We start from the raw sequence: 12001 nt of genomic DNA, 5'->3' as shown, positions 1-12001 counted from the left end.
GAAAACGCTCATGGCTTTTCCATTTCATCGCAAAAAAAAAACAGAACCCCGGCGCGCGGCTAGAGTCCATTTTCTAGGCCCGCAAAAAAGGGCTTAGCCCACTCGGCAGCCGGCCCTGTTGACCGGCAACACCGAGCCCCTGCGATCAAGGAGATAACCATGAAGCGTTCCGCACTGGCTGGACTGTTCATTACCGCCGCGATGCTGGCCTCCCCGGTGTTTGCCGCCGGGCAAGAGGACCTGTGCCAGATCAACCTGCAAAAAATCAAGGATGCCAAGGTCAGCACCGAGGCCATGAGCTCGGACCTGAGCAGCGACATCGACGCCAAGGTCCAGCAAGCCACCGCCGAACACGCCAAAGGCACCGAGGAAGGCACCAAGAACTGCATCTCCCTGACCACCCAGGCGATCCAGCAATTGCAGAACAACACCAAGGGCGATCAGTAGGCCGATGCATTGGGCCAACCTTCGGGTTGGCCTTCTGGCCTCGGTTAGCGTAAACTCCGCCCACCTGTTGGTAATGCACAACAGGTTCGGGGCCGTTTAGGATTCGACGCCGGTTGCGAAACTTTAGGTGCATGCCGAGTTGGTAACAGAACTCGTAAATCCACTGTTGCAACTTCCTATAGTTGCCAATGACGAAACCTACGGGGATTACGCTCTCGCTGCGTAAGCAGCCTTAGCCCTTCCCCCCTGGTACCTTCGGGTCCAGCAATCATCAGGGGATGTCTGTAAACCCAAAATGATTGTCATATAGAACAGAATCGCCGTGCAGTACGTTGTGGACGAAGCGGCTAAAACTTACACAACTCGCCCAAAGCACCCTGCCCGTCGGGTCGCTGAGGGTTAACTCAATAGACACGGCTAAGCATGTAGTACCGACAGCGGAGTACTGGCGGACGGGGGTTCAAATCCCCCGGCTCCACCACCTCAACATCTAAAGACGTCCACGGACGTCTTTTTTTGTGCCTGAAACCCAGTAAATACGGGGGTTTCGGCACCATCAAGATCCATCAGCGTCCACCGACGTCCATGCAAACGTGTATTCCAAGTGGTATTCCAAGCTCCTAACTGGTAATTTTTGGAATACACAAACAGCATTGGAATACACCATGGGTGCCCAAGCCACGCGCCTTTCAGACCTGAAAGTCAAAGCCGCCAAACCTAAGGAAAAGGACTATACGCTGACTGATGGCAACGGCCTTCAAATGCGAGTACGAATCAATGGCTCAAAATTATGGAATTTCAACTATATCCATCCCGTAACCAAAAAACGGATAAACATGGGACTAGGCACGTTCCCCGAGGTGAGTCTGGCTCAAGCACGCAAGCGAACCGTTGAAGCAAGGGAGATCGTCGCTCAGGGGCTGGACCCGAAAGAGCAGCGCGATGCGGAGCGGCATGCGAAAAAAGCAGCCACAGAACACACTCTCGAAAACGTGACGACGGCGTGGTTTGAGCTCAAAAAGGATTCAGTCACCGCTGCCTATGCTGAAGACATTTGGCGCTCTCTCACGCTGCACGTCTTCCCGGACCTGGGCAGCACACCAATCTCAGCCATCAATGCCCCTAAGGTCATCGGTATGCTCAGACCCTTGGAAACCAAAGGCAGCCTCGAAACCGTTAAGCGCCTAACACAGCGTCTCAACGAAGTCATGACCTACGGGGTCAATTCAGGACTGATTCACTCAAACCCGCTCAGCGGAATCCGTTCCGTCTTCAAAAAGCCCAAAAAGAAGAACATGGCGGCACTCCCACCCGATGAGCTGAAAGACTTGATGTTGGCAATCGCCAATGCCAGCATAAAAAGGACTACCCGCTGCCTAATCGAATGGCAGCTCCATACCATGACTCGCCCCGCAGAGGCTGCTACCGCCCGCTGGGCTGACATCGACATAGAAAAGAGGGTCTGGACGATTCCAGCTGAGCGCATGAAGAAACGCCGGATCCACATAGTGCCGCTCACAGACCAGGCCCTTGCCCTGCTTGAAGCAATCAAGCCCTATAGCGGACACCGCGAGTACGTGTTCCCTGCAGACCGAAATCCTCGAACCCACTGCAACAGCCAAACCGCCAACATGGCACTGAAACGCATGGGATTCGAAGGACGGCTGGTAAGCCATGGGATGCGCTCTATGGCCAGTACCATCCTGAACGAAAATGCCTGGGATCCTGAGTTGATTGAAGTAGCGCTTGCACACGTCGATAAAGACGAGGTACGTAGCGCATATAATCGAGCGGACTACATTGAGCGCAGACGCCCAATGATGAAGTGGTGGAGCGAGCACATCCAAGAAGCAGCTACCGGCAATCTTTCGATGTCGGCCATTCAGGACAACCGGGACAGGAAGATCGTCTCGATTCGTTGAGTGATAAAGCTCTACCGAAATAGCGCCCCCTCAGATATCATATATCCGTTAACTAACCACTCCAGATGCTACATATCTGGAGTGGTTCGAAAACAGCTCAATAGATAGCTCTAAAGCCACAGCGACCATCAACACATAAATCACAACACAGTTTGAATAAGCAAGAGCCTAAAATCAATTCCTTTTAACCAACAAGCTTCCAGAATTTGATCCATACGTCTTACCTGTAACCATACCTTGTTTGTAATAGTCATTGAGCAACTTCAAAAAATCCTCAACATCATTCTTGTCTTCAATTAGGACTCTTCCATCTGAAGTTGACTTCAGTTCTCGCCCTTCATACTGAAGAAGCATCTGCTTCATATTTTCAATTTCAGCAGCACCGATTTGAGCATGATTGTTATTTTTAGCGATATTCGCTAGGGCTCGCATCATAGAAGGTTTTGATGTGACTTCCGCGCGAACAATTTCTAAACCTTCGACCACAGAATGATTATTTATTATCTCTAATGTTTCGTTTGATAGCTCAACAAACTCATCTTCTAACTCGGCAATTTTTTCGAACGCAGCTTTAGAGAAAATCAGAAACGAATTGTCTTGCAATACGCAATCAAATCTATCTTCAAAAGTAATATGCTCAGCCTTAACCTCCACCAACTTAGGGTCTGCGGAGTCGAAGTGAGCCTTAACTTTCTTCCCAAAGCCTTGCGGTGTGTCTGTAGCAACACTTGTAGCTGTTAATTTTTTGAAAAATAAGGCTTTTGCCTTTCCACCATCAGTCGTACTTACAATCTTAACGCAGTAGCACCAAATATTCTTTTTTAACTCATTTAAAGAAACGGCGGACTTTATTTCCGTGCCGTTGAGAATTTTCTTCCAGGTATGATCTGAAACCTTTAACTTTCCAGCCTCATCATACTTGAACAGCGTTTTTGGCATGTCATCGGAGATGACAGCATATTTCTGAGCCACTGCCGAAGACTCTACATATTTATCAACTTGCGCCTTTGCAGACTTAAGAAAAAAACCATTGATTTCCTTCGAGGCATCTATCCTACTAAGAGCATAGCTAAATCCTTTTTTCTTATTTTCAGTCTTGGCTTTTCTTTGTATAAAGAAAACCTCGAACGAAAGATTTGGCTGCTCTAGTAAACCTTTAACGGTGCTCAACGCTTCGCTACTCATCCTTCCTCCCCAAATCTATACCAAAATACAATCTGTGGGCAATTCGCTTCATCTTGAGCAAATCACCTTCTTCCATAAACTTTTCTTTGGTAAGAATTATTATTTTCCTCTTTACTCCCGCTAGGCTTTCGACCTCTACGTGATAGAGGGAATACCAAAAACTCAAAGTTGGGTTTATAAGTATCATTGATGAATTGACGTAAATTGTATACGTAACACACATCAAAGTGACTATTGGTATTAACTGGGCAGGGTCAGCGGGATCTTGAAATACGAAAGGGATAATGTAAGTAAATAGATAAGCGATTGATTCTGAGTTTTTATTTTCTACGTCAACCACCTTGGAAATTTCGCCGCTTTCCTCAGCTCTCTCTCCGAGATTTTTGAGTAAAACCATCAAGAAAATAACAGCCAGAACCGAGATAATTATAAGCGTGGTAGCCACACCGAATTTCTTTGCGAAATTCATCCAGGCATCGCTGTTGAAACCGCCAAAGCTTATATAGTCGCTGTTTTTATAGAATTGCTGAAAAATAATTATCAAAAACAACGGAATGTAAGACACCAGGAAAAGGGTAAGCCTTCCCAGCCGCGTCAATCCGTGCCTTCTGTCCCTACTGCTCTGCATTGGACTATTCCCTGTGCCTTAACACAAGATCTTAGCTGATAGGTGACTACCCTCCAATCAGAATCCTATCCGGACGCTCAGCCTGATTCGTTGAGTGGTGCCAAAACGTCGCAAACGGAAAATTACCTCTAAAATTCCTTCAACCAGATCAAGATTCCGAGTTGGATTCAATTCGAAAAAAACTCAGCCCTACATAATCGCAATGACATAACCACCAGAGAGGTTTGCCCCATGTCATTGCAGTGCCCTCGCTGTCATTCCCCCAAAGTCGCTTCCTTCCACCACGCCATGAAAATCGGGGCCGCTATCGGCACCGTAGGCGGTGCAGCCCGTGGCGTCAGCGCAGCTATAGCAGGTGGTCAGGCTGGTGCGCTCATCGGCGCTATCGCCGGACCTGTCGGCGTCACCCTCGGATCAGTGTCGGGCGCCATCCTAGGCGGCCTGGCTGGTGGCGTGGGCGGCTGCGCGCTCGGCGCTCAGTTAGGCGAGTCGCTCGACCGCCACGTCCTGGCCCACAACCTCTGCCTGCTCTGTGGTCACCGCTTCAACCTGCCGACCTGACCTGGCCGTACCATTTCTTTCTATCCATATCGTCGGGACGGTGCTGCGCAGTGCGCGGCGCTTATGCCGACTTGCACCCAAAGGAACCTCAACCATGGCTCATCTCGTCGAAACTATGGCCTACGCTGGCGCTTCTCCCTGGCATGGCCTGGGTAACCAGCTCACTCAAAAACAACCCATCGAAGTTTGGCAACGCGAAGCCGGCATGAACTGGAAAATCGAGGAAAGCCCCGTGCATTTCAAATCGGATGCTGTCGGCCACCTGGGCACCATCCACTCCTTCCCTGAGCAGAAGGTGCTCTACCGATCAGATACCAAGGCACCACTGTCGGTAGTCTCGCAACGCTATCACACCGTGCAGCCGCGCGAGGTGCTGGAGTTCTATCGGGATCTCACCGAGGTCTCCGGCTATGAATTGGAAACGGCCGGTGTGCTCAAGGGCGGTCGCAAGTTCTGGGCGCTGGCGCGTACCGGGCAAGGCGCAACGCTCAAGGGTAACGACCAGGTCAACGGCTACCTGCTGCTGGCCACATCTTGCGACGGCACCCTGGCCACCACAGCAACACCTACCACCGTGCGAGTGGTGTGCAACAACACTCTGACCATCGCCCTGGACGGCACCAGCCGCGCGATCAAGGTGCCGCACAACACCCGCTTCGATCAGAAAGCAGTAAAGAAACAGCTCGGCATCGCCGTCTCGCAGTGGGATGAGTTTATGTACCGCATGCGGACCTTGTCTGAGCGCAAGGTTCAGTGGCATGAGGCGCTGGGGTTCTTCATGACAGTGTTGTGTGAGACCAGTCCAACCGGCGCACTGCCGGAGGTACTGCCCAACGAACGCGCCCTGCGAAAGGTGCAAGAGCTGTATGAAGGCCGTGGTCGGGGCAGTCAGCTGGACTCGGCTCGCGGTACCGCCTGGGGCCTGCTCAACGCCGTAACCGAGTACGTCGACCATGAACGTCGCGCCCGTAGCAACGAGTACCGCATGGACTCGGCCTGGTTCGGCCAAGGGGCACAGATCAAGCAACGTGCTCTAGACACCGCCCTGCAGCTTGCCGCCTAACCGGTTACTTCCTCCCCCCAAAACGCCCGATCAGCAACGAGGCTGATCGGACGTTTCTATTTCTGCAAGGTGAACGCTATGAACGCTACTCCGTTGCGCAGCACTAGCAAGGCTCGTCCAGCGCTGCGCCTGATAAGCACCAAGGAACTGCCTCGTGAAGATTGGCTGGCGGTGCGCAAGCAAGGCATCGGCAGCTCAGATGCCGGCGCTGCGGTGGGTCTAAATCCCTACAAATCGCAGTTGGAGCTGTGGCTGGAGAAAACCGGTCGAGACACCACTCTGCCAAAAGCCGACCCACATGATGAAGAAAGTCCGATGTACTGGGGCAACGTGTTGGAACCAATCGTGGCCTGGCACTACAGCAAGCGTACTAAGAATAAGGTGCGACGTATCAACGCCGTACTGCAGCATCCGAATCCGGATATGTCCTGGATGCTAGCCAACATTGACCGTGAGGTGATCGCCGCAGACGACGTGCAGATCCTCGAATGTAAGACCGCCGGCATAAACGGGGCACGTCTCTGGAAGGAAGGTGTACCCGAGTATGTAGAACTGCAAGTGATGCACCAACTCGCAGTCACCGGCAAGCAGGCGGCAGATGTAGCGGTGCTACTCGGCGGTCAGCACCTGGAGATCCATCGCATCGAGCGAGATGAGCAGATGATCGCCCGCCTGATCGAACTGGAGCGTAAGTTTTGGAACTACGTGGAAACCGATACCCCGCCGCCAGCCGACGGCAGTGCATCGGCCGAGGCGGCTTTGCGCTGCCTGTACCCGGAGGACAACGGTCAGAGCGTCGACTTCAGCGGCCATGCAGGATTGGCTGCGGCCTACTTAGAGCTCAAGGCCGTACGCCAGTCGATTGCCGACAAGGAAAAGCGCGAGGCTGAGCTCAAGCAGATGCTGCAGCAGGCCATGGGCGATGCCAGTCGGGCGGAGTTCTCCAGCGGCTACGTCTCCTGGCGCAAGGCCAAGGACAGCATCGGTCTCGATGTCGCTCAACTGCTCCAGAACAAGCCCTACCTGCAGGCCAAGTACCCGCTGCTGAAACCCGGTGCAAGGCGTTTCCTGGTCGGCTGATTTCCACCTCTTTCACTCTTCCCTCCCCCTTGGCCAGTCCATGCAGTTCGCGCTGCGTGACTGGTCTTTTTTCATTTCCAGGAGAACCATCATGTTGAAAGGCTTAGCACTGACTCCACCCGTGCTCGGACGCATCTCCATCGGCAAAGTCGTTGAAAGAAACGGTAAACGCCTGCCGGAGAAAGATGATCAGTTCACCATCACATCCCAAGTACAAAGCAGGGATGGCTGGCTGCTACATCCACTCAACGACGAACTGCGCCAGAGTAAGGAAGACAAGCTGCGCAGTATTCCTATACGCCTATTGTTCAACGAACCGGAGCTGAATTTCCGGGCCGATTACACCCTGTTCGACCGGCAGTCTGGGCGACCGTTGTGCGTGGGCAATGGTGAAACCTGCAAGCGCGCTGCCCAGGACGGCATACAGTCTCTGCCCTGCCCTTCGCCCGATGCCTGCCCACTGGCCAAAGGCGGTGCCTGCAAGCCTTACGGGCGACTGAATGTGATTATCGGTGATGAGGATTCGTTGGGTAGCTTTGTGTTCCGCACCACCGGATTCAACAGCATCCGCACCCTGGCCGCTCGACTGCATTACTTCCAGGCCATCTCGGGCAATCGACTGGCTTGCCTGCCGATGGAGCTGCGTCTACGCGGTAAATCCACACGGCAAAGCCATGGCACGCCGATCTTCTATGTCGACCTCACGATACGCGCTGGCATGGATATGAGCGAAGCACTGCAGAAGGCGAGCGAGCTGGATAAACAGCGGCAAACAGCAGGTTTCGATCAGAGGGCTCTAGATGACGCGGCTCGCCGAGGCTTCGGCAACGGCGCCTTCGAGGACAGCGAGGAGGACAGTCACGTCGTGATCGAGGAGTTCTTCGTAAACTCGGAGCCCGCCAGCACCTCTAGCCAGGATGAATCGCAGCCAGCTCCCAACTCCCTCGCGGGAAAACTAGAAGCCCTCACCTCGCAGGCCCACTGAATCAAACCCGTCGGTACCAAGTACATCGGCCAGGCATAAGATCTTGGAGACACGCCATGTCGCTACTGCGATTTTTGCTCTGCTTATTCATATTCGTCGGCTCGCTTGCAGGCGCCGGAGCGCTGGTGCTGAGCATTCTGCTCATGCTGCGCTTCCCACCGCTGTTACTGGCTGTGGTGCTGGCCTTCTGGATCCTGAGTCGCTTGCTCAGACTAATTTCCCCCAGTCGGGGAAATCCCACCTGAAATATTCCAAGTAACCGTCAGCGGCCATGCACACGGCCGCTTTTAGCAGGAGAATGAGTCATGCTTCGATACTGCTTGATCTGCGACTCCAAGGCCGTCCTAACTAGGGAAGCAGCCAAAGACATTGCCCTGTTACTCGGCCTGGCTGACAGCGCGCTGCGAAAAGCGCAGAAATCTAATGAGAACACCCAAGCGCCAGGTAGCCATCTGCTCATCAATGGGTTGGCCGCTATCACTCCAGCGTATCCATCAGCGTTGCGGGTAGCGGAGGAGGTCGCCAAATATCACTTCGCGGGGTTCAACTGTTTGTGCCTACGCTGCGGTGCTCTGTTCGACGAGCCTGGAGAAAAATAATCCTCTGAAACAACAAAGTAACCGCCGTGACTGAGCCCATCAGTCGCAATCAAGCCTAGTGACAAGACGCTCCACCATGTCCATGACGAAGTCGCGGTCATGCGCCTCCAGCCTAGACAGCAAGTCATAAAGCCTCCGCGCCTGATCCTCAGGGCGTGAACTCCCCTCGGTCAGCAGGTCAGCCGTTTCACAACGAAAAACCGCTGCCAGCTCCACCAAACGCTCGATGTTAGGCATAACGATCCCTCGCTCGATACGGGATACGGCCTCGCTTCCAATCCCAAGCCTTTCCGCAACCTGCTCCTGACTCAGCTTGCAACGAGCACGCTGGCGAGCAATTGCTTGGCCAACAAGCTCAGCCAACTGCTTCGATTTGGTTTTTGACATGCCGCCCTCCAGTTCAACCTGGATGGTTGGCTATCAACCCGTTGACATGAAGGACTTATTAAGTTGAGACTCAACCTAAAAGGTTTATATCGCGTCCTTTCTCAAAACCACTATCTCTTGCAGGGAGCTCAGAAAAACCATGATCGTCGTAACAGGTCTGAATGAAGCGCAGATTGAAGGTCTCGTGAAAAGTAAAGCGTCCTTCGAGATCCATGGTCTCAGGGGCAATTTCATGGCAGGTATCAAACAGGTTGAAACCAAGATTGAAAACCTGGGGATGAAGTGTCGAGTTAAAAGCGATGTGAAAAGTGCAGTAGTGCAAGGCGGTGCACTCGGCGCCGTATTCACTGTCCTCACAACACCAGCCACATTGACCATAGCGACATTAACGGCTGCAGCAGGCGTAGGTCATACACTAGTTACGTACAACCCCGACTACGAAATCATCAAAGACTACGTCAACAAGCGGCTAAAGGTTGTTTACAAGAAATAGCAGCTTTGCTCAGCCCTCTCGTCAAACCCTTCATAGTAAGAAATAAACCATGAACCGTATCCTCAGCATCCTTCTTCTCGCGTCCTGTGCTCACGCCAACGCTGAGATCTCCGCGTACCAAGGGACAGCGGCTTTCTTTCCAGACGAGAAATCGACTCACAACCTCCCGGAAGCGATTCCATGTGTCACTCGCTCTGCAGCAACTGGCCAACCCATGCTCTTCTGCACTTGGCTCACCAGCACGCGGTACGTGGATATCTGGGACGCTCAGCGCCAGCAAAATGTCCGCATCACCAACAAAGTCAACGGCATGTGTCAGCGTGGTAACTGTCGAATCCAAGGTGCGGATGTAGGTAACTGGAAGGAGGACACTCCGTTCCAACTCTCGATCTGGTATCGCATAGGCAGTAGCACTGACGGCAAGCCAGTCGCCTACCGTACCGACGCCACTCGTCAAGTGTCGTACGTCGAAGCAGGCAGTCTACTGATGAAGTTCTACCTGGATGCAGGTGTCCCGGACAATGAACTGGTCTCGACCTTCGACAAACGCTACATCGGGGGTTGGACAGCGTGGAATCAGACGAAGGGCGAGGCAGCATCAGTAGCAAAATCCCCTTCTAATCCCCAATCCGAATGGCCAGAAGTCAAAACTGCCTGGTGCAATCCGCGCATGGATGACGACTGCTACATCAACAGCAAGAAAGTGCCAGTAGCTGAACTGGGCAAATGGTTGCCGGACATCAGCGAATCGAATGCCGACCAGCTAGGAGGTCACTGCGAGGCCATCCTCTGCTTCGACAAAGACGACCAGCCGATGGGCTATCTGTTGCCATAACAATCCTGAGCACTGCCGGACAATCTAGAATAGTCGCGCCTTGCTAACCCCAATAACAGGGGGCATACGCCCCCATTACTAGCCAAGATTTTTTATTTTTGCCAAAGCATAATCGCGCCCAGACCATAAGAGTCCAACGATGGCCCCCACTCTATCCTGATTATGTCAGGATCGAGATGCCCATGCGCTAACCGACTTCTACCCTAAGCCCCTAAAAGCCCAAATTATCCAGCATGCAAACAACTTGACATACCTATCGCCAGTGCAGGCCTTTAGTGCGATTGTAGTATCGATAATTAATAGGGGCTGGGCAGTCCAATACCTTGTATCACTGCATAAAGAGCCAAGCCCCCGACCGAACCAAATTTTGTGCCGATTTTTCTCCCGCGATCGAATCAAAAGGCGCGTTTTGGCAACTGGTCAAAAAGCATCAGGTCTCGATATTCACCACTGTGAACAGTACTCGTGGCACCACGAGTGCTGAAGTTTTCAGCCCCATCAAATAGAAGAGAATAACGTTTTCCGGTTTCCCAGGCCTCCTCGTTGAAAGTCAGATTTAGAGGATTGATGAATGCGTCATCGAATACCTCCATATCCTCCAGCTCGGTAAAGTGCATGACTTCTTTAGACGGTCCACTTAAGAGGTTTGCTGATCCGCTGAAAACCTCACATCCAGACTTCGACACCGCGCCATAAATTTTGGCATGGAATTTAGAATCTGGAACCACCTCACGCAATAAGCGCGAAGCCAAATCCAACTTCTCCAACAAAGAGTAATCTATACCTTTAGATTGCTGATAAGCTTTCTTGAAGGAATTTAGCTGGCCCTTACGGGTTACCAACCGAACCTTGCCAGGGTCTGCTCGAAGAATTAGCTCAAGCCAAGTGTCGACTAGATCTTGATCCTTCATCCACTGGTGCCCCACAAACGGGACAATGATGTAGATTTTATCGAACAATACCGTCCAACGTACCAATAGCTTGTGAAGCCATTGCATTATTTGGCTCTTAGAGTACACGCCAGGGCGAATTGTCTGGGAAATAGGTTTTGCACCAACTACATTACATATGGAAAAATCACACTCATCAAACTCAAAGCTCTCTACGTATGGTTTGCTCAGAAAGGAGACATAGCTACTTCCGCACAAGCAATTAAATGACATACGAATAAACATGTACTCTGGAGGAAGGCCGCGACCATGCTTCAACGACCAACTGTAATAATCTGAGAATTCAGCAAAAATAGATTTGAAGTTTCTTCTCAGCTCTTCAAAAATAAAACCGTCCAATCCCGCACTACACTTTTCGCACTCATATAGAGCGCGACCAGCGTAATCATACACATGAGAACGCCGATTCATATCGAGTTCACGACTCAAGACCTGCGTTAAATTTGGAAATGCCGCAAGCTTATTGATTTCCTCAGCAGTTGCCTCGTCCTCTAGGATATAACCAATTAAGGATGCGCCCTCAGAGAAGGCGCTGTAGTCTGGATTGACGACATGGATACTGAATTGATGCGAGCAATTATTACACGCACCAAGGATATAACCATTGTCGTCTTGCGCGGGGAGAGTAATGACTCCAGCATTTACCTCCATGGTCCAAACCTGCGAAAAAGTTATTATAGCAGAGCACACCGAGCAGAATGTTTTGCTAATTTTAACACTATCGGAATCTAGCTGATTTCTTTTGAACTGCTTAAGATCCTTTTTACTAAAAATCATTCCCTACCTACCCTATATTTTTTTCAATAAAAACACTAAGCCATAACTGCAAGCACGCACCGCTCGAACGAACGAACGGGGTATCTGAC

At 51.7% G+C, this 12001-nt stretch carries 13 protein-coding genes and 1 other RNA gene; 10 read left to right on the top strand and 4 right to left on the bottom strand.

Annotation, left to right across the window (positions count from 1 at the left end; genetic code table 11):
- Window positions 1-159: 159 nt before the first annotated feature.
- The 3 genes from KI242_RS04280 to KI242_RS04270 all read left to right on the top strand — a co-directional run bounded on the left by KI242_RS04280 (window position 160) and on the right by KI242_RS04270 (window position 2369).
- The gene (locus tag KI242_RS04280) at window positions 160-447 is read left to right on the top strand and encodes a hypothetical protein (protein WP_015634102.1); all 288 of its coding nucleotides are present in this window, start codon (window positions 160-162) and stop codon (window positions 445-447) included.
- 88 nt (window positions 448-535) lie between these two features.
- Window positions 536-928, top strand: a transfer-messenger RNA (tmRNA) gene (gene ssrA / locus KI242_RS04275).
- A 184-nt stretch (window positions 929-1112) separates the two neighbouring features.
- Window positions 1113-2369 (top strand): integrase domain-containing protein, encoded by a 1257-nt coding sequence (locus KI242_RS04270; RefSeq protein WP_212805944.1) that lies wholly within the window; start codon window positions 1113-1115, stop codon window positions 2367-2369.
- Between the two features lie 174 nt (window positions 2370-2543).
- On the opposite strand, the gene KI242_RS04265 is transcribed toward KI242_RS04270, so the two are convergent.
- The gene (locus KI242_RS04265; RefSeq protein WP_212805943.1) at window positions 2544-3554 is read right to left on the bottom strand and encodes a Kiwa anti-phage protein KwaB-like domain-containing protein; all 1011 of its coding nucleotides are present in this window, start codon (window positions 3552-3554) and stop codon (window positions 2544-2546) included.
- Entirely contained in the window at window positions 3547-4182 is a 636-nt protein-coding gene (locus KI242_RS04260) for a hypothetical protein (protein WP_078469763.1), read from the bottom strand. Before KI242_RS04260 ends, KI242_RS04265 begins: the two co-directional genes overlap by 8 nt.
- A gap of 231 nt (window positions 4183-4413) precedes the next feature.
- Between KI242_RS04260 and KI242_RS31645 the strand changes: the two genes are divergently transcribed.
- From KI242_RS31645 to KI242_RS31640, 5 genes are all read left to right on the top strand, one after another.
- The gene (locus KI242_RS31645; RefSeq protein ID WP_244868165.1) at window positions 4414-4743 is read left to right on the top strand and encodes a hypothetical protein; all 330 of its coding nucleotides are present in this window, start codon (window positions 4414-4416) and stop codon (window positions 4741-4743) included.
- Window positions 4744-4837: 94 nt separating this feature from the next.
- Entirely contained in the window at window positions 4838-5806 is a 969-nt protein-coding gene (locus tag KI242_RS04255; RefSeq protein WP_212805942.1) for a DUF932 domain-containing protein, read from the top strand.
- Window positions 5807-5884: 78 nt separating this feature from the next.
- Window positions 5885-6886, top strand: a complete 1002-nt coding sequence (locus KI242_RS04250) for a lambda-exonuclease family protein (RefSeq protein ID WP_212805941.1) — start codon at window positions 5885-5887, stop codon at window positions 6884-6886.
- A gap of 91 nt (window positions 6887-6977) precedes the next feature.
- A complete protein-coding gene (locus KI242_RS04245; protein ID WP_212806361.1) occupies window positions 6978-7871 on the top strand; it encodes a hydrolase or metal-binding protein in 894 nt (297 codons plus the stop codon).
- A 56-nt stretch (window positions 7872-7927) separates the two neighbouring features.
- Complete coding sequence (locus tag KI242_RS31640; RefSeq protein ID WP_244868164.1) at window positions 7928-8116, top strand: hypothetical protein; 189 nt, start codon at window positions 7928-7930, stop codon at window positions 8114-8116.
- A gap of 393 nt (window positions 8117-8509) precedes the next feature.
- On the opposite strand, the gene KI242_RS04240 is transcribed toward KI242_RS31640, so the two are convergent.
- Window positions 8510-8857 carry a helix-turn-helix transcriptional regulator gene (locus tag KI242_RS04240; RefSeq protein WP_212805940.1) on the bottom strand — a complete coding sequence of 116 codons (348 nt, stop codon included), beginning with the start codon at window positions 8855-8857 and terminating at the stop codon, window positions 8510-8512.
- Between the two features lie 139 nt (window positions 8858-8996).
- Here KI242_RS04240 and KI242_RS04235 point away from each other — a divergent pair, with 139 nt between their 5' ends.
- Window positions 8997-9350 (top strand): hypothetical protein, encoded by a 354-nt coding sequence (locus tag KI242_RS04235; RefSeq protein ID WP_078469755.1) that lies wholly within the window; start codon window positions 8997-8999, stop codon window positions 9348-9350.
- 49 nt (window positions 9351-9399) lie between these two features.
- Complete coding sequence (locus KI242_RS04230; protein ID WP_212805939.1) at window positions 9400-10185, top strand: hypothetical protein; 786 nt, start codon at window positions 9400-9402, stop codon at window positions 10183-10185.
- A 395-nt stretch (window positions 10186-10580) separates the two neighbouring features.
- Here KI242_RS04230 and KI242_RS04225 read toward each other — a convergent pair whose 3' ends face one another.
- Window positions 10581-11912 carry a hypothetical protein gene (locus KI242_RS04225; protein WP_212805938.1) on the bottom strand — a complete coding sequence of 444 codons (1332 nt, stop codon included), beginning with the start codon at window positions 11910-11912 and terminating at the stop codon, window positions 10581-10583.
- Window positions 11913-12001 lie beyond the last annotated feature (89 nt).

The sequence above is a fragment of the Pseudomonas sp. Eqa60 genome (genome assembly GCF_018326405.1).
GTDB lineage: Bacteria > Pseudomonadota > Gammaproteobacteria > Pseudomonadales > Pseudomonadaceae > Aquipseudomonas > Aquipseudomonas protegens.
This window is presented reverse-complemented; position numbering and strand designations above follow the sequence as displayed.

What these genes read in the sequence shown, in the direction of transcription:
- KI242_RS04280 (WP_015634102.1), top strand. Translation starts at nt 160, where the DNA reads ATGAAGCGTTCCGCACTGGCTGGACTGTTCATTACCGCCGCGATGCTG.
- KI242_RS04270 (WP_212805944.1), top strand. Translation starts at nt 1,113, where the DNA reads ATGGGTGCCCAAGCCACGCGCCTTTCAGACCTGAAAGTCAAAGCCGCC.
- KI242_RS04265 (WP_212805943.1), bottom strand. Translation starts at nt 3,554, where the DNA reads ATGAGTAGCGAAGCGTTGAGCACCGTTAAAGGTTTACTAGAGCAGCCA.
- KI242_RS04260 (WP_078469763.1), bottom strand. Translation starts at nt 4,182, where the DNA reads ATGCAGAGCAGTAGGGACAGAAGGCACGGATTGACGCGGCTGGGAAGG.
- KI242_RS31645 (WP_244868165.1), top strand. Translation starts at nt 4,414, where the DNA reads ATGTCATTGCAGTGCCCTCGCTGTCATTCCCCCAAAGTCGCTTCCTTC.
- KI242_RS04255 (WP_212805942.1), top strand. Translation starts at nt 4,838, where the DNA reads ATGGCTCATCTCGTCGAAACTATGGCCTACGCTGGCGCTTCTCCCTGG.
- KI242_RS04250 (WP_212805941.1), top strand. Translation starts at nt 5,885, where the DNA reads ATGAACGCTACTCCGTTGCGCAGCACTAGCAAGGCTCGTCCAGCGCTG.
- KI242_RS04245 (WP_212806361.1), top strand. Translation starts at nt 6,978, where the DNA reads ATGTTGAAAGGCTTAGCACTGACTCCACCCGTGCTCGGACGCATCTCC.
- KI242_RS31640 (WP_244868164.1), top strand. Translation starts at nt 7,928, where the DNA reads ATGTCGCTACTGCGATTTTTGCTCTGCTTATTCATATTCGTCGGCTCG.
- KI242_RS04240 (WP_212805940.1), bottom strand. Translation starts at nt 8,857, where the DNA reads ATGTCAAAAACCAAATCGAAGCAGTTGGCTGAGCTTGTTGGCCAAGCA.
- KI242_RS04235 (WP_078469755.1), top strand. Translation starts at nt 8,997, where the DNA reads ATGATCGTCGTAACAGGTCTGAATGAAGCGCAGATTGAAGGTCTCGTG.
- KI242_RS04230 (WP_212805939.1), top strand. Translation starts at nt 9,400, where the DNA reads ATGAACCGTATCCTCAGCATCCTTCTTCTCGCGTCCTGTGCTCACGCC.
- KI242_RS04225 (WP_212805938.1), bottom strand. Translation starts at nt 11,912, where the DNA reads ATGATTTTTAGTAAAAAGGATCTTAAGCAGTTCAAAAGAAATCAGCTA.